The 21,642-nt window shown below is 63.6% G+C and carries 14 protein-coding genes; 6 read left to right on the top strand and 8 right to left on the bottom strand.

Going from position 1 to position 21,642, the window contains the following annotated elements; all coding sequences use genetic code 11:
- Positions 1–2 precede the first annotated feature (2 nt).
- Positions 3–8,150: a GH36-type glycosyl hydrolase domain-containing protein gene (locus ACQ4MS_RS03830; protein ID WP_431097841.1), complete on the top strand. Its 8,148-nt coding sequence runs from the start codon at positions 3–5 to the stop codon at positions 8,148–8,150.
- 177 nt (positions 8,151–8,327) lie between these two features.
- Here ACQ4MS_RS03830 and ACQ4MS_RS03835 read toward each other — a convergent pair whose 3' ends face one another.
- Positions 8,328–8,798 (bottom strand): group II truncated hemoglobin, encoded by a 471-nt coding sequence (locus ACQ4MS_RS03835; RefSeq protein ID WP_431097842.1) that lies wholly within the window; start codon positions 8,796–8,798, stop codon positions 8,328–8,330.
- Between the two features lie 115 nt (positions 8,799–8,913).
- Between ACQ4MS_RS03835 and ACQ4MS_RS03840 the strand changes: the two genes are divergently transcribed.
- The gene (locus ACQ4MS_RS03840; protein WP_431097844.1) at positions 8,914–9,531 is read left to right on the top strand and encodes an ABC transporter ATP-binding protein; all 618 of its coding nucleotides are present in this window, start codon (positions 8,914–8,916) and stop codon (positions 9,529–9,531) included.
- 11 nt (positions 9,532–9,542) lie between these two features.
- Here the strand turns inward: ACQ4MS_RS03840 and ACQ4MS_RS03845 are convergent, their stop codons facing one another.
- The 6 genes from ACQ4MS_RS03845 to ACQ4MS_RS03870 all read right to left on the bottom strand — a co-directional run bounded on the left by ACQ4MS_RS03845 (position 9,543) and on the right by ACQ4MS_RS03870 (position 14,834).
- A complete protein-coding gene (locus ACQ4MS_RS03845) occupies positions 9,543–10,184 on the bottom strand; it encodes a tRNA-uridine aminocarboxypropyltransferase (RefSeq protein WP_431097846.1) in 642 nt (213 codons plus the stop codon).
- A complete protein-coding gene (locus ACQ4MS_RS03850; protein ID WP_431097848.1) occupies positions 10,144–10,923 on the bottom strand; it encodes a TerC family protein in 780 nt (259 codons plus the stop codon). Before ACQ4MS_RS03850 ends, ACQ4MS_RS03845 begins: the two co-directional genes overlap by 41 nt.
- A 147-nt stretch (positions 10,924–11,070) precedes the next feature.
- Positions 11,071–12,237: an AI-2E family transporter gene (locus ACQ4MS_RS03855; protein ID WP_431097849.1), complete on the bottom strand. Its 1,167-nt coding sequence runs from the start codon at positions 12,235–12,237 to the stop codon at positions 11,071–11,073.
- Positions 12,238–12,244: 7 nt separating this feature from the next.
- On the bottom strand, positions 12,245–12,979 hold the full coding sequence (locus ACQ4MS_RS03860) for an FkbM family methyltransferase (RefSeq protein WP_431097851.1): 735 nt from the start codon (positions 12,977–12,979) through the stop codon (positions 12,245–12,247).
- Positions 12,980–13,032: 53 nt separating this feature from the next.
- Complete coding sequence (locus tag ACQ4MS_RS03865) at positions 13,033–13,773, bottom strand: LytR/AlgR family response regulator transcription factor (RefSeq protein WP_431097852.1); 741 nt, start codon at positions 13,771–13,773, stop codon at positions 13,033–13,035.
- Positions 13,770–14,834, bottom strand: coding sequence for a sensor histidine kinase (locus ACQ4MS_RS03870; protein WP_431097853.1), 1,065 nt, complete (start codon positions 14,832–14,834; stop codon positions 13,770–13,772). The genes ACQ4MS_RS03865 and ACQ4MS_RS03870 overlap by 4 nt, the downstream gene beginning before the upstream one ends.
- A gap of 232 nt (positions 14,835–15,066) precedes the next feature.
- Between ACQ4MS_RS03870 and argH the strand changes: the two genes are divergently transcribed.
- Positions 15,067–16,476, top strand: coding sequence for an argininosuccinate lyase (gene argH / locus ACQ4MS_RS03875; protein ID WP_431097854.1), 1,410 nt, complete (start codon positions 15,067–15,069; stop codon positions 16,474–16,476).
- 20 nt (positions 16,477–16,496) lie between these two features.
- Positions 16,497–17,963, top strand: coding sequence for a rhomboid family intramembrane serine protease (locus ACQ4MS_RS03880; RefSeq protein ID WP_431097855.1), 1,467 nt, complete (start codon positions 16,497–16,499; stop codon positions 17,961–17,963).
- A 17-nt stretch (positions 17,964–17,980) separates the two neighbouring features.
- On the opposite strand, the gene ACQ4MS_RS03885 is transcribed toward ACQ4MS_RS03880, so the two are convergent.
- Positions 17,981–19,273, bottom strand: a complete 1,293-nt coding sequence (locus ACQ4MS_RS03885; RefSeq protein ID WP_431097856.1) for a tetratricopeptide repeat protein — start codon at positions 19,271–19,273, stop codon at positions 17,981–17,983.
- Between the two features lie 246 nt (positions 19,274–19,519).
- Here ACQ4MS_RS03885 and ACQ4MS_RS03890 point away from each other — a divergent pair, with 246 nt between their 5' ends.
- Together ACQ4MS_RS03890 and ACQ4MS_RS03895 are read left to right on the top strand one after the other, a co-directional pair.
- A complete protein-coding gene (locus ACQ4MS_RS03890; protein WP_431097858.1) occupies positions 19,520–20,179 on the top strand; it encodes a response regulator in 660 nt (219 codons plus the stop codon).
- Positions 20,176–21,600 carry an ATP-binding protein gene (locus ACQ4MS_RS03895; RefSeq protein WP_431097859.1) on the top strand — a complete coding sequence of 475 codons (1,425 nt, stop codon included), beginning with the start codon at positions 20,176–20,178 and terminating at the stop codon, positions 21,598–21,600. Before ACQ4MS_RS03890 ends, ACQ4MS_RS03895 begins: the two co-directional genes overlap by 4 nt.
- Positions 21,601–21,642 lie beyond the last annotated feature (42 nt).

The following is a 21,642-nucleotide window of genomic DNA, read 5'->3' on the forward strand; positions in this document are numbered from 1 at the left end:
GTGTGACTGCGGCTGTCATTGAGCGGCTGGACACCTTAAGCGCCTACGCCCGGCAACTTCTTGCCACGCGCCGCAGCGACATACAGCAACCCATACGCGCCGAGCTGTTCGGTGCCCAGCGTTTTGAAGAGCACGGCCGCAGCCTGGCCGCAGCGCAGGCCGTACTGCCTGCCGGCAGTTCCGAAACCGGCCCGCCTTTTTTTCCTCGCGTGCAGGAAAACATCGCCGCGATCCGCCTGGCCTACGACTACATCGCGCTGACGTCGCTCAGCGGCCACTACGTTACGCCCGCGGCCGAATGGCTGCTCGACAACTTCCACCTGGTCGAAGCGCAACTCCAGCAGATCCAGGAGGGCGTGCCACACCGTTATTACGCCGACCTGCCCAAACTGGCTGACAAACCCCTGCAGGGCCTGCCGCGCGTCTATGGCATCGCCTGGGCCTATGTGGCACACACCGACAGCGTGCTGGACCCGGTGCTCTTCACAGCCTTCCTGCACGCCTACCAGGAAGTGAGCGAACTCAATCTGGGTGAGCTCTGGGCCCTGCCGACCACCCTGCGCGTGGTGCTGCTGGAAAACCTGCGCCGCATGGCCGACCGCATCGCCTGGAACAAGGTGGCGCGTGAAGTGGCACATGCGGCCTGGGACAAGGCCGACGCCCTCAGCCTGCGCGACCTCGATGAACTGCTGGCCCTGATGCGGGTTCACGGCCTGGAGCGCAGCTATCTCACGCAGCTGTGGCAACGCATGCCTGTCGAGCGGACGGAATCCGAACTGCATCCGGCCCTGCTCCTGACACGCTGGACGGCGCAGCATTGCACCGACGCGCTGGGCATGATCAGTGAAGGACAAACCGCGCAGGTGGCGGCCAACCTGACCGTCAGCAACATCATCACGACCTTGCGGCTGATCGGGCAGGTGGAATGGGTCGAGCTGATCGAACCCGTAAGCCATTCCCTGCAGGTGCTGCGCCGCTTGCCCAGTTTTTCCAGGGAAAGTGAATTGACGCGCCAGCAGATCACGCGCGCCATGGAAAGGCTTGCACAACAAACCGGGAAATCTGAACGGGTGGTGGCCGAAGCTGTGCTGGCCGCCGCGCAGCAGCCCAACAATTCCATGGTCGCGCGCACTGCGGGCTACTACCTGATAGGCCCGGGGCGCCCGCTGCTTGAGGCCGCACTGCGTCCTTCGGCCGGGCCGCACAAGGCGTTGCCCGCCACCGAAACGCCGCGCAGCTGGCGCCTGCCCTTGTTCGCCGCAGCCTGGGCTACCGGCACCGCCGCGTTTCTGACCTGGGGCGTGCATCCATTGGACGCGCTGCAGTGGCAAGCCTGGGTAGCGGTTTTCCTGATGGCATGGCCGGCCTCGGAAGCCGTGGTTGCGCTGATCCATCGCCTTATTGCCGAATCCACCCGCATACAGCCGCTGGCCCGCCTGGACTTCAGCGCCGGCATCCCGTCCGAGCACCGCGTGCTGGTGGTCATTCCTTCCATGCTGGCGTCGATAGAAGCCAACACAGAGCTGGCGCACCGCCTGCACCTGCACTGGCTGGCCAGCAGGGAGGAGCATGCGCAGTTTGCCTTGCTGACTGACTGGGCTGACGCCGATACTGAAAACGCGCCCGATGACCGGACACTCCTGGATGACGCGCTGGCAAGGCTGCGTGCCCTGAACGCGGCCTACCCCGCAGGCCACGGCGCCTCCGCGCGTTTTGTGCTGCTGCACCGTCCGCGCACCTGGTCGGCCAGCGAACGCCGCTGGATAGGCTGGGAGCGCAAGCGAGGCAAACTCGAGATGCTGCTGCGGCATCTGGCTGAGCGCTCCGCTCCCGGTTTCCTGCCCGTCGGCGCCGACATGCAGCTGGCCGAAGGTACACGTTACGTGGTCACGCTGGACAGCGACACCACTCTGCCGGCAGGCTCACTGCGCGAGCTTGTGTCGATTGCCGCGCACCCCCTCAACACCCCGCACATCGACCGCGAAAACCGGCGCGTGACAGCCGGCTACGGCATCCTGCAGCCTCGCGTGGCAACGCCGCTGTCGGCGCACCATGAACGCTCCCTGTTTCATACCCTGTTTGCCGGCCAGCGCGGACTGGACCCGTACAGCAGCGGTACCTCGGACCTGTACCAGGATGTGTTCGGCATGGGCAACTTCACCGGCAAGGGTTTGTTGCATGTCGAAGCGGTGCACGCCGTGCTGGACCGCCGCCTGCCCGAAGGCGCCATCCTGAGCCACGACCTGCTGGAAGGTAGCGTCGCGCGCTGCGGCTATGTGGGCGATGTCGTGCTGATGGAAGGCCACCCGCACCATGCCGGCGTGGCCGCATCACGTTTGCACCGCTGGACGCGCGGCGACTGGCAGCTGCTCCCCCTCATGCTGCGTCCCGGGCATTTCGGCATCGACGCCCTGGGCCTGTGGCGCATGGCGGACAACCTTCGCCGTTCGCTGATTTCGCCGGCCTGCTTCGCCCTCCTGGCCTGGGTGATTTTCACGGACTCCCTACCCCTTCCGGTCGGCCTGGTGTTCACCTTCCTGGCTTTCCTGGCCGGGCCGCTGATGGGTGCACTGGCCGGGCTGATCCCTACACGCCGCGGCATTGCATGGCTGCACTTTTTTGACGTTGGCATGCGCGACGTGGGGCGCAGCCTGGCGCAGGCGGCCTGGCAGTTCAGCCAGCTGGCGGTGCAAGCCGGCCTCATGCTCGACGCCGTCGCGCGCGCTCTCTGGCGCATGGCCGTCAGCCGTCGCCACCTTCTGCAATGGACCACCGCTGCCCAGGCGCAGGCTTCGGCGCAATACACACTGGACACCTTTGTGCGCAGCCATGCGGGCGCCTCCGCCGTCTGCGCGGGGCTCGCCGTGGCGGCAGCCTGGAGTCCCCATCCGGTTGCCGGCCCCGCGCTCTTCCTGCTATGGGCGTTGGCGCCACTGGTCGCCTGGCGGGGCAGCCAACCCGCCGTACGTGCACCCCACGGAGCGCTGAGCCTCGCGGACCGCGACTACCTTTTGAAGCTGGCTCGCCAGACCTGGAATTTCTTTGAACGCTGCGTCGGTCCTGAGGACAACCACCTGCCACCCGACAACCTGCAGATGGAGCCTGAGCCCACACTGGCCCACCGCACTTCGCCCACCAACATTGGCCTTTATTTGATGGCAGTGGCCTGCGCGCGCGAGTTTGGCTGGATCACCGGCACGGAAATGGCCAAACGGCTGGCCGCGACACTGGACACAGTGGAACGCCTGCCCAAGCACAACGGTCACCTCTTCAATTGGTATGAAACGCGCACACTGCAGGTGCTTCTTCCGGCCTATGTCTCCACCGTCGATAGCGGCAACCTCGCGGGCCACCTGCTCGCGGTGGGGCAGTCCCTCCGCCAGCTCGCGGCGCAGCCAGGCACCGTACCAGCCGAAGTCACCCATTTGACGATGCTGGGCGAGCGCTGCGAAAAGCTGTGTATGGCGATGGACTTCAGCGGCCTTTACAGCACCAAGCGCCACCTCTTTCACATCGGCCTGCGTGTGCATGAGCAGGCGCTCGACGCCAGCTTCTACGACCTGCTTGCGTCCGAATCGCGCCTGACCAGCTTCCTGGCGATTGCCAAAGGCGATGTGCCGCGGCGCCACTGGCAGGCACTGGGCCGCACCTTCCTTACCGTTGGCGTGACGCCCGGCCTCAAGTCCTGGTCGGGTTCAATGTTTGAATACCTGATGCCCTCACTGGTGATGATGGAACCTGACGAAGGCCTGCTGCATATCTCGGGACTGGCCGCGGTGAAGGAGCAGCAAGCTTACGGTGAGTCGCAGCGTCTGCCTTGGGGTGTCTCGGAGTCCGCCTATTTCGCGCAAGACCACACGCTGGCCTACCAGTATTCGCCTTTTGGTGTGCCGCGGCTGGCACTGCGCCGTACGCCACCGACTGACCGCGTCGTGGCCCCCTATGCCAGCATCATGGCCACACAGTTTGATCCGCAGCAGGCCGTGGCCAACCTGCGCCAGATCGACCAATGGGGCGCCCGGGGCGAGTACGGCTTTGTCGACGCACTGGACTTCACCGTCGCACGGCAACCCGGCGCGCAGGCGTTGAGCCTGGTCAACACCTTCATGGCGCACCACCAGGGCATGTCGCTGGTGGCGTTGTGCAATGTGCTGTGCAACGAGGCGCCACGGCGCTGGTTCTCCTCGGCGCCGCTGATGCAGGCGTTTGAATCGCTGTTGCATGAAAAAACACCGCGCCAGATCATCGAAAGCGCCGACCCCCGCGCCCTTCCCGAGCCCGACGACGCGGTCCAGGCCCGGCTGTACCACTCGCGCGAACTCGACCCCACCGCACCCGGCTGGCAGCCCACCCAGCTGCTGTCGAACGGGCGCTACAGCGTGGCGCTGCGCGCCAACGGCGCGGGCGTGAGCCGCTGGCGCAGCGGCGACAAGACCTGGAACATCACGCGCTGGCGCGACGACCTGCTGCGCGACGCCTGCGGCACCTTCATCTACCTGCGCCTGGCGGGGCAAGACCGGCTCTCGTCCCTCACGTTGCACCCCGCGCCGCACCCCGGCTGGCGCTACAAGGCCACCTTCCTGGCCGACCGCGTGCAGTTTGACGCCGCTTCGGACCAGCTGGAAATGCGCACCACCGTGCTCGTCAGCCCGGAAGACGACACCGAGATCCGCACCGTCACGCTGCACAACGTCTCCGGCGCCGAGATCACGCTCGACGTGGTGTCCTGCTTTGAGGCCGTGCTGACCGACCCACGTGCCGACGAGGCCCATCCGGCCTTTTCCAACCTGTTTGTGCAGACGCAGTGGCATGCTGAGTGGCGCGCCCTGCTGCTGTCGCGCAGGGCTCGGCTGCAAGGCGATCCGGCCATGGCGGTCGCGCATTTCCTGGCCGACTCCGAGGCCAATGTGCGGGCTATCGACTTCATCTCGGACCGCCGCGCTTTCCTCGGGCGCAACCGCGGCCCCGCAGAACCCGCACTGCGGGCAGAAGCCCGCGCCCAGGATGGCGCGCCCATCAACGGGCTGGACCCGGTGGCCGGCCTGCGCGTGCGCATACGCATACCGGCAGGCAGCGTGGCCAGGCTCAGCTTTGCCACCGCGGCTGCGCCGGCCGTTGACGAACTGGCCGCGCGCATCGATAAATACCTGCAGCCCATGCATGTGGAACGCGCCACCCGCATGGCCGCCACACTGGCCCAGGTGCGCCTGCGCGATATGGGCGTAGACCCGCAGGAAAATGCGGCGCTGCAGGACATCAACACGGCCCTGATGTACAGCTGCACCCGCCCCGTGGCCGAGCGCGGCCTGGTCGACCAGCGCCAGCTCTGGCGTTTCGGCATTTCCGGCGACAAGCCCATCGTGCTGGTGCTCATCCATTCCAGCAACGGCATGGCGCTGGTGCACTCGTTGTTGCAGGCCCAGCCGTGGTGGAGCTTTTGCGGCCTGGCCGCCGATGTGGTGATCCTCAACAGCGAAGTCAATTCCTACCTGATGCCGCTGCAGCGCGACATCCTCGCGCTGCGCGACCGCACGCTACAGCAGGCCGAGAACAGCTTTCCGGGCCGGGATGCCGGCGGCTTCTTTTTGCTGCGCGAGCAGGAAATCGTGCCTTCAGAGAAAGCCGCCCTCACCGGCCTGGCGCGGGTCATCCTGGTGGCCGATGGGCGCCCGCTGGAGGTGCAGGCCGCGGCGCTGCAGGCCATCGGCAGCCCGCAGCGCACCGGCATGCCCGCCAGGCTCTTGCTGCCAGCGCCTCACGTCGCCGCTCAGCCGCCGCAAGGCCACTTTGACCCCGCCACCGGCGAATTCCAGTTTGTGGTGGACGAAGCCCGTCGCCCGCCCCGTCCCTGGGTCAACGTGATCGCCAACGCCGGCTTCGGCTTTCAGGTCTCTGAAGCCGGCGCCGGCTACACCTGGGCCGTCAACAGCCGGCTGCACCAGGTCACGCCCTGGTCCAACGACCCGGTGACCGATCCCTGCTTTGAACATTACCTGCTGCAGGACCTGGACACCCGGGCACTGCTTCCCCTGCACGCCGCGGCTGACAGCGGTGCATCTTGCCGCGTGCGCCACGGCCAGGGCTATAGCGCGTTTGAATCCCTGCATGGCGCACTGAAGGTAGAAACCACCTATTTCGCCGACATCAACGAACCCGTCAAACTGGTGCAACTGCGCCTTCACAACGCGGGCGGCGAAGGCCGGTGGCTGCGCGCCCTGGCCATGGTTGAGTGGCAGATGGGCGCGGGCCGCCACGAACGCCGCACCATCCGCGCCTGGAAGCCTGACAGCCCGGCCCTCACGGCCGTGTTCGCCAGGCAGCGCGAAAGCCGCGCCGGCTTCGGCGGCGCTACGGCCTTTTTGGCCCTCACCGGTTTGCCCGGCGCGCTGCAGTGGACATGCGACCGAAGCGAATTTTTTGACGGCGCAGGCCATCTAGTGATTCCCGCCGCGCTGGGCCAAAGCACCCTCGGCGGTGCGGACCCCTGCGCGGCGCTGGCTGGCGACTTCACATTGGCTCCGGGGCAAAGCATCTCGCTGACTTTCATGCTGGGGCATGCCGCCGATCCGGCAGCCGCCGAACAACTGGCCAGCAACTGGCAAATACGGGATGCCGCGCAAACACTGGATAAGGTCAAGGCATATTGGTCAGCCCTGCTGGGCAAGCTGCAGGTCCGAACACCCGATCCTCTCTTTGATGCATTGGTCAACCGCTGGCTGCTTTACCAGACGCTGGCCTCGCGCTTGTGGTCCAAAGCTGGTTTTTATCAAGCCGGTGGCGCCTTCGGATTTCGCGATCAGTTGCAGGACGCGATGGCCTTTTCCGTTATTGAGCCCGAGCGCCTGCGCAGGCAGATTCTTTTAAATGCTTCGCGCCAGTTCCCTGAAGGCGATGTGCAGCACTGGTGGCACGCGCCCGGCGGAGAAGGCGTGCGCACGCATTTTTCCGACGACCTGCTGTGGCTGCCCTATGCCTGTGCTTACTACGTGCAGGTCACTGGTGACACCAGCATCCTGGATGAGCAGGTTGCCTTTATCGAAGGCCCGGCGATTCCCGACGGTGCGGAAGACGCCTACTACGCGCCACAAACCAGCGCGCAAAGGGCTACGCTGTTTGAGCACTGCGCGCGCACGATCGACAAAAGCCTGCCCACCGGCGCCCACGGCCTGCCGCTGATGGGTACCGGCGACTGGAACGACGGGATGAACCGCGTCGGCCATGAAGGCCGCGGCGAATCGGTGTGGCTGGCCTGGTTTTTGTGCTGCGTGGTGCAGGACTTTGAACCGCTGGCCCGTGCGCGCGGCGACACCGGCCGCGCTGACAGCTGGCTGACCGCGCGCCAGGGCTGGATCAACGCCCTGCACAAGGACGGTTGGGACGGCGCCTGGTTCCGTCGCGCTTTTTTTGACAACGGTGCGCCGCTGGGCTCCGCCGTCAACAGCGAATGCCGCATCGACCTGATCGCCCAGGCCTGGGCCGTGCTGTCCGGCGCGTCCACCGATGAATTCACGGTCCCGGCCATGCAGGCCATGAACCAGCAGCTGGTCGACCCTGAGGCCGGCCTCTTGCGCCTGCTCACGCCGCCGTTGCAGCACTCGGCCGACAACCCGGGCTACATCCAGGCCTACCCGCCCGGTATTCGCGAAAACGGCGGCCAGTATTCCCACGCCGCCGTCTGGGCCATGATGGCCCAGGCCGCCACCGGCGACGCCGAAGCGGCATGGGAAAGCTTTCAGGCCCTGAGCCCTGCCCACCGCAGCGAGCACCCGCTGCGCGGGCCCGCGTATGAGCTGGAGCCTTATGTGATGGCCGGCGATATCTACGGCGCAGCGCCCTATGTGGGCCGCGGCGGATGGAGTTGGTATACCGGCTCAGCCGCCTGGCTGCACCGCGCGTCGGTCGAAAACATCCTGGGCCTGAAGATCGAGCAAGGCGCGCTGTCGCTGTCACCCCGCGTACCTGCGCATTGGCCGTCGTTTGAGATCACGCTGTGTTTGCAAGGGCGTGTCGTGACGCTTCGCTGGCAGCGCGCCGAGCTTGCGGTGCAAGAGAGCTTCAAACCTGACCACGTGATCACGCCGGGACAGGTCGTGGTGCTGGCCGAGCTGCCAGCGCAGGCCATGCTGCTGGTTCGGGCTGCAGCAGCCTGAAACAAATTGCTATTTATTTAGTAGCAGCTTGTGCCCGTCAAATAATGGCTACGGGCTATTTTCGTTATAAAACACTGCCGCAACGCTCCACAGCGCCTCAAGCGCGTCAGATCGCCAAACATCGACGGCATCGCCTTTGCCAAAACTCATGGGGCAATTCCTCCTCCAACGGAAGGGTTAGCCAACATAGGGCCCCTTGACCTCACCCCAGCCCCATCGCGGCATGGGTGCATCGGCGTCCACCGTGGCACCCGGCTGCGAATTGATCACCGCCAGCCGCGAGCCCCACTCCAGGTAACCCACCAGGGCCGACCTGAACTCAGGGTCGTCGGGCATGCCCAGTTCGTCCGCTGTCTCCAGCAGCAGGGCCACCCAGCGCCGCCGCTGCTCTTGCACCAGATGCCGGTTCAGGTGCTGCCGGATCATGTGCGGATGACCGCCGTGCTGCTCTGAATACGTTGTTGGCCCACCCAGTACTTCGCCCAGGAATGCAGCGACATGGGCCGGGTGGCTGTCGTCCATATGCGCAAAGACAGGCCCCAGCAAGGCGTCCTTCTTCACGTGTTCATAAAAATGCGTGGTTAATCGGGTCAAGGCGTCGAGGCCGCCTACCCATTCGTACAAGCTTGGAACTGTGCGATCTGACATGGTGAAGTCCTGGCCGTTTTAACGGGGCGATGTCTCACAGAGAACGCAGATTAACATTACCGCTGACGATCACATCACCTCATAACCATCAGGCCACTCCATCAAACACTCCGCCATGCTCACCATCGAAGCACTGTGGTTTCGCTATCCCAACCCGCCGGTCGAGATCCTCACCAACTGGTTCGGCGAAATCCAGCAGGGCGTCACGCTGGTACAAGGTGGCGACGGGCGCGGCAAGAGCACCCTGCTACGTCTGATGGCGGGCGCCTTGCAGGCCGATGCGGGGCAGTTGCGGCTTAACGATATCTCGCTCAAGGAAAAACCCGAAGCCTACCGCCAGCAGCTGTTCTGGATGGAGCCGCGCGCGGACACATTTGACCAGCTCACACCGCCGCAATATTTCGAAACCGCTCGTGGCCGGTACCCGGGTTTTGATGCGGATTTGATAGACCCGCTGGTCGAAGGTCTGGGACTCGAGCCGCATATGCACAAGCCGCTTTTCATGCTGTCCACAGGATCGAAGCGCAAGGTCTGGTTGGCAGCAGCGTTTGCCTCCGGCGCCGCGCTGTTGCTGATCGACGAGCCTTTCGCCGCGCTGGACGCACCCTCGATTGCTTTCGTGAAGCAACAGCTTCAGGACATTTCTGCGCAACCGGGCCGCGCTGCCGTGATCGCGGACTACTCCGCTCCCACTGGTGTGCCGCTGGCCGGTGTGATCGACCTTGGCGACTAACTGAAAGCCATCTACTCCGGAATAAACGCCAGCTGCTGCGCCACAAAACCGTCAAACGCCTTGAGCAGCGGCTTGTACCTTTCAGCGCTGCCTTCCAGCTGAGCCAGCGCCGCACAGCTTGCCTCCAGCGTTGACAGCTGTCCCGGCTTGTGGGCCTTGCGGATGAGGTAGTTCGACACCGGTACACCCTCCAGCGACAGGAGCGGCAACTGCCGCAGCAGCGGGCTCAGGTGCAGCATCTTGCGGCTCTTGCGCCAGGTACCGTCCAGCACCACCAACCGCACCCGCGCCGGGTCTTTGAGTTGCGCAGGGTCAAGGGCAGGTGCCTGATCTTCCGGCGCCTGTGGATACAGGAGCACGGTGTATCTGGGGTCGTGCCATGAATCACGCAATTCGCTCTCGCTAAAGACCTCACCCGTCAGCATCCGGCTGCGCGGCAGGCTCAGGTGCAGCAGGCGCGCGCTGTTCTTGGCGTGGTCGACTTCCAGCGGATGCTGAAGGATCAGCACGTCCGCTTCATGCTCTGTGGGCGTGACCCACTTGCAAATGCAGGCGCTTTGCGGGCGAAGGCACGCGGCGCAGCGCGGTCGCGTCACGGGCAATGACCCGGCATCAGGACTTGCGGCGGCCGTTGGTATCGACCTTGTTGTCATCCGCGTAGGCGTTCCTCAGCTGCACCGGTGTGGCAGTCTTGCGCCGCATGCGGATGTTGAGCATCTCCACCGCCACAGAAAACGCCATCGCAAAGTACACATAGCCCTTGGGTACATGATGGTCCAGGCCCTCGGCGATGAGCACCACGCCCACCACGACAAGGAAGGACAGCGCCAGCATCTTGATGGTAGGGTGGCTGGAGACAAAGCGGCCAATGGCCGGCGCGAACAGCATCATCAGGCCGACCGAAGCAATGACCGCGGCGATCATGACGACCAGGTTGTCCACCATGCCTACCGCCGTGATGATGGAATCCAGCGAGAACACCATGTCCACAATCATGATCTGCACGATCACGGCTGCGAAAGTTGCCTTGACAGTGCTGGACGCATGCCCTTCCTCGCCCTCCATCGACTGGTGGATTTCGCCGGTGCTCTTCCAGATCAGGAACAGGCCGCCGGCAATCAGGATCAGGTCGCGTCCCGAAATTTCCTCCTTCAGGACAGTGAAAAGCGGCTCCACCAGCCCGATGATCCACGACAGCACGAGCAGCAACCCAATGCGCATGAACATCGCCATAAAAAGGCCCAGCCGACGCGCCAGCTCCTGTTTGTCCTTGGGCAGTTTGTCCACCAGGATGGAAATGAAGATGATGTTGTCGATGCCCAGCACCAGCTCCAGCGCTGTCAGCGTTGCAAAGGCGATCCACATTTGCGGATCCGTCAGCAGTTCCATCATGGCTTTACCTTTCGTTTTTATCCAACAAGATTACAAACGTCACCCCGTTCTTTACCAGCAGGGGCCGCGGAACCGGCTTTGCCAGACCGCAGGCGCAGCGCCCCCTCGGGGGGCAGCGCATTACACGAAGTGAAAAGCGTGGGGGCATTAGCTTCCCAGAAACTCACCAATCGGCTTCAAGTCATCGACACGATCGCAAATCGACTTGACCATCATCAGGATGGGAATGCCGAGCAACAAGCCCCATACGCCCCAGAGCCACCCCCAGGCAAGCAGCCCGATAAACACCGCCACCGGGCTCATGCGGCTGGCACGGCTGGTGAGCCATGGTGTCAACAGGTTGCCCACAATGGTGTGAATGACCAGCGAGGCACCGCCGACGGCCACCGCCATGTTGAGGGAGCCAAACTGCATGAAACCGACCAGGGCGGAAGCCGATGCCGTGACCAGCGCGCCCACATAGGGGACCAGGTTCAGCACGGCTGCCGCAACTCCCCAGACCGCGGCGTTGTCAAGTCCAAGCGCCAGAAGGGCGAGCCAGGTTAAAACGCCCACCAGCGCACTGGTCAACAACTGCACCTGCAGATAGCGCTGGATCTGCTGGGTGATTTCATTGAGTGCCTGCAAGGTGATCTTCTTGCTGCTGAGGCTGGAGCCCGCCAGCTTGATCAATTTGCGCCGGAAGGTATCACCCGAAAGCATCAGGAAATACGTCAGGAAAATCACCACGGTGGCCTGGCCAATCAGGGCGATCAACCCTATCGTGCCTGACCATAGGTAGTTCTTGATGTTAAAACGTGCTGGCTCCACGATGACACGCATCGCACCGCGTGTGTTGCTGGCCGCCGCGCTTTCCTGCGCCGCCTGTTCGATCTGTGCGGCCGCTTTCTGTACAGTTTCAAGTGCGGTGTCGGATCGATTGGTGCGGACTTTTGCTGCATGGCGGAATTTCTGCGCTGCAGCCGGGAGTGACTCCAGCAACTGCGCCGCTTCATCGCTGAGCGAATACGCAGTCGTCATGATGCCGCCGACAATCGTCAGCAACACCACCGCGGCGCTCAGCCAGCGTGGAATGCGTTTCGTTTCAAGCCAGTTAACCACCGGCGAAAATGCATAACTGAACAACACACCAAGCATCACTGGAATAAACACGGCCTTGGCCCAATGCAGCACAAACAGACAGGCCAGGCCCGCAAGCACCAGCAGCGACATACTGCGGATGTCGACCGGGACCTGAACATGCAGCTGTTCAGGCTCACCCGGCGCGGCCGGAGGCTCCGCACGCGTCACATGCTCGGCATGCTCTTCTGTCATGGTGGTCCTAGTCTCCGTTTTTTGCGGCCGGGCGGGAATAGCGGAACTTGCGCACCGGAAGCCCCAGGTAATACTTGCGTAGGTATTCCAACCGAGCCGGCAAGGAAAATGTGTAGGACGCTTTCGTCGGAACGTACCAGCTGTTCAAGCCAGTCCGCAAAATTAACTGGTATCCGTTCTTGCGCATCAGCGCATGTTTCTGATGGTGGGTGACATGGTCCTCAATCAATACCAGGCGAGGCTGCCAGTAGCCGAAATCAAAGCCCGAAAGGGCGACCAGTTCGTGACCTTCAATATCGATCGACAGCAAATCAAAACCCACTGGCGCGCCGTTCTCACGCAGCATGGTGTCCAGCGTCTCGCAGTGCACCTGCACGGTGGAGCGAACCACGGCACCCAGCGCGATGGGGCGGTCTTCGAGTGTGGAATGCGGGCCCGCGCGATTGAGCTGAAGCTGCTTTCCGGCGTTTTCGGGGCTTGAGCAGGCCATCTCAATCACCACGCCCTTTCTGCTCCGGCGCAGCAGCTCACAGCAGTCCGGATCGGGTTCCACCAGCAACCCCGTCCAGCCGAGCGCCTCGAGATGCTGCGACTGCGAATCGAGCACCGGATCGTTGGCGCCCACATCCACATAAAAGCCCAAACCGCCGCTGAAGAAGTCCTGTACCAGCTGCCGTTCAATGGCGGGTTCGTTGCTAAAACGGTTGATGCGGCGTTGAGTGAAGTCGGCGTGTTTGGGCATGGAATTGATGGAGTCAAAAAAAAGGATTCGGCAAGTCGTGCGAGGATGTTGAATCAGCCCGAGATGGCTTCGCGCACGGCGCTCAGCTGGCGCCTCGACACTGCCAGCAGCTCGTCCACACCATTGAGCCGTACCGCCCAGCCCTCACCCTCTTCAGGGTCGAAGTGTTTCTCCAGCGACCGCACGGCTCTGCGCGCAATCAGTGCGTTGCGGTGAATGCGCATGAAACGTGTGGCGTAGCGCTCTTCGAGCTCGCTCAACGAGCCGTCCAGTATGTAACTGCGGCTCGCGGTGCGTACGGTGATGTATTTGAGTTCAGCCTTGAAATACAGCACCTCGGCCAGAGGCACACGTTCTGTGCGCCCGCGGTCCTGGATGATGAGCATTTCCTCGGCCTCCTGGGTAGCGGGCCTCCCGGGGGATTGCCCAAGCCGCTCTACCTTTTGTAATGCCTGCTGCAAGCGCTCCAGGCGCACCGGTTTTGTCAGGTAGTCCACGGCTTCCAGCTCAAAGGCCTGTACGGCGTGCTCGGAATGTGCGGTGATAAACACCACAGCGGGAGGCTGCGGCAGTGCGGCAATGGCGCGGGCCAGTGCCATGCCGTCAACGCCGGGCATGCGAATGTCAAGCAGCACTGCATCGAATGATTCATGCTGCAGAGCCTTCATGGCCTGAACCGCATCGGCAGCTTCGGCTGCCGCCACTGCAGCCGGCGCAGTGCAATCGCCCAGCAAGGTGCGCAAGCGCGAACGCGCCAGCGCCTCATCATCAACCACCAATAGCTTGAGCATCATGCGGGAATCTCCAGCCGGACCTGAAATATGCCGTCCTTGAACACGGTCTTGAATTTCGCCTCAACATCATGCAGCAGCGAAAGACGCTCCCGCACATTGGCCAGCGCCAGCCCATGGCCGCGCTCGCCTGCACCCGCAGGGGTTGAGTTGGTGACTTTGATCACCACCGTACTGCCGCGCCTGAGTGTGGATATTTTCAATTGCGCGCCGCTGGCGCTCGGTTCCACGCCGTGCCTGACGGCGTTTTCCACCAGGGGCTGCAACAACAGTGGCGGCAGCTTGGCCTGTTCCGCATTGGCATCCAGGCTCCACTGCACCTGCAGGCGTTCGCCAAAGCGGATTTGCTCGATGGCCAGGTAACGCTGCGCCAGCGCGATCTCCTGCCCCAGCGTGACCGATTCAGCCGGGTCGGCCAGCGCGTGACGAAAAAGCTCGCTGAGGTCTTCCAGCACCGCCTCGGCCTTCACAGGTTCGGCACGCACCAGTGCGATGGCACTGTTAAGGGTATTAAAAAGGAAATGTGGACGGATGCGGGATTGCAGCTCTGCCAGCCGCGCGGCGGTGGCTGCCGGCGTGCGCGCCTTGGCCCGCCAGAACAGCCCCGCCAGCATCATGGCCGACAGCAGCGCGCCCGCTGCCGCGCTGGCCCACCACGGTGCAGGCTGGAGCAAGCCCAGGAGGGCCAGCAAGCCGCAGCCGTATACCCCTGACACGGCACCAAGCACAATGCCTGCCACCCATTGATGTGAAGATTCCAGCCGGTTCAGGTGTCCCTTCAGCGCGCACACCCCAATCAGCCAGGCCAGGGTGGCGGGCAGCACACCGCCCGTGAGGAGCGAAAAACTCAGCAGCCAGTCCAGGGGCTCGCGTGCGGCGAACATCACGCACACGCCCGTCACGGCCTCCACAAACAGCACAGCGCGCAAAACCACGCCCACATGACAGGCGTCAAACATGCTGGTGCGGGTGGAAAGGCGTGCCGCCTCTTCTTCATCACCCGGAATAAAGCTGCCCACCAACGTGGATTCGCCAAAATTCTTCGGATCGGGCACTGGCTTCATGGGGGTCAGGGGCTTTTCGGGGTATCGCGAGAACGGATCGGTGGGGGCCAGGCGCAGCGGGTTTCTCCGCAAGGCCCGGCGCGCAGATAAAATCACAGGGAAGAGTATTGCACCGCCCGGGTCCGTTCGGCCATGGGTTAAACACTATTTAGGCTGGCCGGCTGCACATCTGCCCGAAATGGCGCGCTTACCCCACAGACCAGCCAGCGACTGCCTCAAAGAAAGCCCTGACGTGAATCAATTCGACAAAAAGTCCCAAGCCTGGTCCGCCCTCTTTTCCGAGCCCATGAGCGACCTGGTGAAGCGCTACACGTCCAGCGTGTTCTTCGACAAGCGCCTGTGGCAGGCCGACATCGCCGGATCGCTCGCCCATGCCGAGATGCTGGCCGCGCAAAAAATCATTCCCGCTGCCGACTACGCCAGCATCCAGAAGGGCATGGCGCAGATCACCGCTGAAATCGATTCCGGCGCCTTTGAATGGAAGCTGGACCTCGAAGACGTGCACTTCAACATCGAGGCGCGCCTGACCCAGCTGGTGGGCGACGCCGGCAAGCGCCTGCACACGGGCCGCAGCCGCAACGACCAGGTGGCCACTGATGTGCGCCTGTGGCTGCGCAGCGAGATCGACCTGATTGGCGGCCTGCTGACCGACCTGCAAAAGGCGCTGGTCGACATCGCCGAAACCAACGCCGAAGTCATCCTGCCGGGCTTTACCCACCTGCAGGTAGCGCAGCCCGTGAGCTTTGGCCACCACATGCTGGCTTATGTGGAGATGTTCAGCAGGGACGCCGAGCGCATGCGGGAAATCAGGAAACGCGTAAACCGCCTGCCGCTGGGCGCCGCCGCACTGGCTGGCACCAGCTATCCGCTGGACCGCGAACGCGTGGCCAAAACGCTGGGTATGGTGGATGAAACCGGCAAGCCGCAGGTCTGCCAGAACAGCCTGGACGCCGTGAGCGACCGCGACTTCGCGATTGAGTTCACGGCCGCCGCCTCGCTGGCCATGGTGCACATCAGCCGCATGAGCGAGGAGCTGATCTTGTGGATGAGCCAGAACTTTGGCTTCATCCACATCCCCGACCGCTTCACCACAGGGTCGTCCATCATGCCGCAGAAGAAAAACCCCGATGTGCCCGAGCTCGCACGCGGCAAGACCGGCCGCGTGGTCGGCCACCTGATGGGCCTGATCACCTTGATGAAAGGCCAGCCCCTGGCCTACAACAAGGACAACCAGGAAGACAAGGAGCCGCTGTTCGACACCGTCGACACGCTCAAAGACACGCTGCGCATCTTTGCCGAGATGGTGGCCGGCATCACCGTAAAACCAGAAGCGATGGAAAAAGCCGCACTGCGCGGCTACGCCACCGCCACCGACCTGGCCGACTACCTGGTCAAAAAAGGCCTGCCCTTCCGGGACGCCCACGAAACCGTGGCCCACGCCGTCAAGGCGGCGACCTCACACGCGGTCGATTTGTCGGAGCTTCCGCTCTCCGTACTTCAGGAATTCAATCCCCAGATCGAAAAAGATGTGTACGACTGCCTGAGCCTGCGCGGCTCGCTCAACGCCCGCAACATCCTGGGCGGAACCGCGCCGGCGCAGGTGAAGGCGCAGATCGCGCGGCACCGCGCGCGGCTGGTCTGAACTGAACGGCCGGCGGAGGCATGTTTTACGCAATTCCGCTGGAAAACCGTCCAACCTGGCGGAACCCGCCGTGGCTGACGATTCTGCTGATCCTCGTGAACATCGCCGTCTTCTGGGGGCCGCAGCGCGCCGAAGAGCGTGCACAGGAAAAAGCAGCGGCGTTTTATCTTTCGAGCAGTCTGCCAGCGCTGGAACTGCCGGCCTTCGTTGGCTGGCTTGAAGAGACAAGGTCACCGCGCGCATCGTCGGCTAAACGCATGCTGGAGCAGCGCCGCTACAGCGCACTGCTGGACGACCTGGAATACGAAAAAACCTTCCTGGCGCGCTTGCACGGCGGCCTCGTCATCCCGCCCGGGCATCCGGGCCATCAACAGTGGCAGCAGGACCGGCGCCAGTACGAAAAATTGCAGCCGGTGCCGTTCACAGCACACTGGGCTCAGGACAACACAAAGGACGCGCCGTTTCGGCCCGTGACCTGGATCACGGCGGCTTTCCTGCATGCCGATACCAGCCACCTGATTGGAAACATGGTGTTTCTCTTCCTGTTTGGTTTTTCCGTCGAACTTGCGCTGGGCCGCAGCCTCTACCTGGCGTTTTATCTCGCGGGTGCGTTGGGTGCTTCACTGCTGGCGGGTTGGGCCTACGCCGGGCAAGGCGGTTATGGCCTGGGCGCTTCAGGCGCGATTTCCGCCTTGATGGGCATGTATGCAGTGATGTATCGCCTGCGCCGCATCCGCTTTTTTTACCAGCTGTTTTTCTATTTCAATTACGTTACTGCGCCCGCGCTGCTGCTGCTGCCGGCGTGGATCGCCAACGAGCTTCTGCAACACATGATCGGCGGCAAGGGTGTGGCCTATATGGCGCATCTGGGTGGGCTACTCACCGGCGCGCTGCTGATGGCCGCGGCAATGCGCTGGCGCAAACTTACGCCGCCGCCCGTGGCTGCCGTGCAAGCCGGCGACGGCTTTGAACAGCATGTTGCCGAGGCGAAAAGGCTCGCGGGCGGGATGAAATTCGACGCTGCCTGCGCACAATGGCGCGCCGCAGCGAAACTGCGGCCCGCCGACGGCGAGGTGCTGCGCGCCTGGTTCAACACTGCGCGACTGCAGCCAGCCGGCGAAGACTTCCACAGCGCGGCGCACTGCATCTTCCGCCTCAGGCCCAGCGATGACTCGACGCTGGAACTGCAGCATGCCAGCTATCGAACCTACCTGGATCAAGCTAAACCCGGCGCCCGGCTCAAACCCGACGACATGGCACGGCTGGCGCGCCGCTTCATGCGTGCCCGCCAGTTCGAGGACGCCGACAAACTGTGCCGCGCACTACTCAAGAGCGCCCCTGAGCATTCGGGACTCGCTGACACGCTGGGTATATGCGCGCAGGGTTGGTTGCGTGCGGGGCAGCGCGAGCGCGCCCTGTACTGGCTGCCGCATTTGCAACGGATTGCGCCCAACGACATGGCCACGCGCGCTCTCGCGCAGGCTTGAGCCGCCACTCCCCGGCTTCAGGCCGCTGGTTGATCGCGCAGCAGCCAGCGCACCTCGCGCGTCGGCTCACTGTCGGGGTAGCGTTCCTCCAGTACGGCCAGCACCGGTCGAGCCAGATCGGCACGGTTCATACCTTGTGTCAATACCCGCGCGATGAGTTCGTAAGCCTGCGGAATCGCGGCGTGCCCGCGAAACCGCTTGTCAAAACTGCGCAGCATGGCAAGCGCCGCCTGTGCGTCACCTGTGCGCCAGGCTGCACGCGCCAGGGCCAACGTCTGGCCCGCATCCTCAAGAACAAACGCCGGCTCGCGCGTACGGCAGTCCTGCCAGGCCTTGACCGCCTCCGTCCCCGACTCCTGCTGAAGCAACAGCGCAATAAAACGCTTCGCATGCTCAATGAGCGCTGGCACCTTGTCCGTCATCAGCAATACGCGGTGATAACGCCGCAGCGCAGCGACGTCGTTGGGCCGCAAACGCTGGTCTTCATAGGCAATATCGAGCGCGGCGGGGATATCCCCTTCAGTTACCAGTTCGGCGACCAACGCGTCTGTTTCCTGTCGGGCGATCTGTTCGGGACTGCGGCGCTCGGGTGGCGCCTCGTCCGCGCCCGCACCGGGCAGCAGGTCAATGTCGAGCCCCTCATGGTGTTGGTACATGACGTAGCCGAGCAGGCTGGCCATGACCCAGCCGAAATAGATGAATGCAAAATTGAACAACGGCACCAGTAGCCAGAGGCTGACCAGGGGCAACAGCAGCGTCAGCGCGACCTGCGCACCGCTGCTCAAAAGAAACAGGAACAGGCACAACGCGAGGTAGGGCGCGCCGATCACACGCACGACACCCAGGATCGCGGCAGGGTTCAGCGAGCGCATCGCGCTGCCCGACTGCACCAGGACAATGACGGTCGCTGGAAGCAGGAATGAAAACACGAAAGTCGCCGCCGTGGCGAGCTTGCTGTTGACCGATGCCACCACGCCCAGGACAACAGCCTGCACGACAAAAACGCCGAACAGTTTCCAGGGAAGGCTGCTCCACTCGTCCTCAAGCCGCGACGGAAAATCACGCGCGCGCGATATGCCGCGCGAGCCAAGCACGGCGACCTTGAAGCCGTACTGGCTCGCGGCCAGCAATATACCGAGCTCGACAATCACCCACATGAATACCCGCGGAAGGAAAAAAAGCACCTCCGGCAGAAGGCTGCAGAACGCCAGGAAAAGCGCATAGGCTACCGGCGTGGCCTGGAACGGGAAGGCAAAGAATTTGTTGAGGCGGTGCCAGAAAGGCTTGACCGCGGAACTGCGGGCCACCATGTCTAAAGAGCGCCGTGTGTTGTGACGAACCGCCTCACCTGCATGAACTCTCCCATCTCAGCTCCCCCTTGTTGTGGTGCCATTTTAGTGCGCCGGAATCGCTACAGGGGCAGCCTTTCGGCAAGCTCTCCGCCTGGGCAAGGCATGGGACAAAAAGAGCCTGCCCTCGGGTTTAAGGTCCGCCTAAGCCCCGTCGCCGCATAATCTTTGCAAAAGCCAGGCAGCCTCACCCTTGACGAAAGAAACATGCGCTTATTGCTGGTTGAAGACGACGCCATGATCGGCGAGACCGTGCTGCAGGTGCTGCGTGCCGAGCACTACGCAGTGGACTGGGTGCGTGACGGCCGCATGGCCGACGAGGCGCTGAACAGCGAACAGTACGACCTGGTGCTGCTGGACCTGGGCCTGCCCAAACGTGACGGCCTGGAAGTGCTGCGCGCCTTGCGTGCGCGCCGCAACACGACCCCGGTGCTGGTGGCCACGGCGCGCGATGCGGTCGGTGACCGCATTGCCGGGCTGGACGCCGGTGCCGATGACTATGTCGTCAAACCTTATGACACGGACGAGCTGCTGGCCCGCATACGTGCGTTGATACGCCGCAGCGCCGGCCGGGCCGAACCGGTGTTTGAACACAAAGGCGTGAGCCTGAACCCGGCCACGCGCGAAGCCAGCCTCAACGGCCAGTCGGTGTCGCTCTCGGCACGCGAATGGGCCGTGCTCGAACCTCTGCTGGTACGCCCGGGTGTGGTGCTGTCGCGTGCGCAGCTTGAAGAAAAACTCTTCAGCTGGAAGGACGACATCAGCAGCAACGCCGTCGAGGTGTATATCCACGGTGTGCGAAAAAAACTGGGCAACGACATCATTCAGACTGTGCGTGGCCTCGGCTATCTGGTGCCCAAACAATGAAGAAGCCGGCAAGTCACTCCCTGAGGAGAAGGCTGCTCTGGTTTGTACTGGCCGCCATCTTCCTCGCCGCCCTGCTGCAGGCGGCCACGGCTTATCGCGGCGCCTTGCAGCAGGCCGATGCGATGTTCGACGACCATTTGCAGCAGATGGCGCGTTCCCTGCGCAGCGGTATTCCACTCAATGTCCCGATGGAAGAAGCCGACGAGGACGACCGCTTCGAGGTGTATGTGCAAATCTGGGGCCAGGATGGCACGCAGATCTTCCGCTCGACCCGCTCGGCCCTGCCACCGCGCGCGGTGCTCGGCTTTTCAGATGTCGAAGCGCACGGAAACCGGTACCGCGTTTACACCCTGCAGACCGCGCTGCAAACCGTGCAGATCGCGCAGGACCTGGATGCGCGGTCGGCGCGCGCGCGCACGCTGGCCTTGCGCGCCGTGCTGCCTTTTGCCTACCTCACTCCGCTGCTGATGCTGGCCGTGTGGTGGGTCATCAGCCGCTCACTGGCACCCATCGAGCGTGCCCGGCGGCAGGTAGCGGGGCGCCTGGCCGACGATCTGTCGCCGCTGGCCAACGATGGCCTGCCCGACGAAGTGCGGCCGCTGGTGGAAGAGCTGAACCTGCTGTTTGGCCGGGTGCGCGGCGCTTTCGAGGCGCAGCGGCATTTTGTGGCCGATGCGGCGCACGAGCTGCGCTCGCCGCTGACGGCGCTCAAGCTGCAGGCGCAAGCCCTGCGCCGCAATGACGAAGAGCCCGCTGCGCGTGAGGCCGCCATTGCCCGCTTGAACCAGGGGATAGACCGGGCGATACGGCTGGTCGAGCAGCTTCTGGTGCTGGCACGCGAGGAAGCCGCCGGCACGGCACAAACGGAAGACGGGGCCAGCCCAGGCCTTGCCTCAGTCGCCGCCACGCTCGTGGACCTCCGGGACATCGTGAAGCTGGCTGTTGCCGATGTTTTGCCGCATGCCGGCCACAGGCAAATTGATCTGGGCCTGTCGGGCACCGAGCCGCTGAAGGCCGTGCAGGTCAAGGGCCATAGCGAGGCCCTGCGCATCCTGCTGCGCAACCTGCTGGACAACGCCGTCAAATACACGCCGGTGGGGGGCCAGGTCGATGTGTCGCTGGGCCTGCAGGATGGGCAGCCGGTGTTGCTGGTGGAAGACAGCGGACCGGGCATCGCCGCAGAAGACCGGCACCGCGTGTTTGACCGCTTCTACCGCGCCGCCAGCGTCACGGCTGCGGCGGGCGAATCGGCCAACCCGGCCCATCCCGTGTTAACACCCGAAACCGGCAGCGGCCTGGGATTGGCCATCGTGAAGGTGATCGCCGAGCGGCACGGTGCGACGCTGCAGCTGGGCACGTCGGAGCGACTGGGGGGGCTGCGGGTTGAGGTGCGCTTTCTGGTGAGCGAAATCACTGGCTGACCGCCGTATTTTGCTATCTTTTTGATAGCTATCTGCGCCCAT

Origin of the sequence: Polaromonas aquatica (genome assembly GCF_050626995.1) — a bacterium.
GTDB classification, from domain to species: Bacteria; Pseudomonadota; Gammaproteobacteria; order Burkholderiales; family Burkholderiaceae_C; genus Polaromonas; species Polaromonas aquatica_A.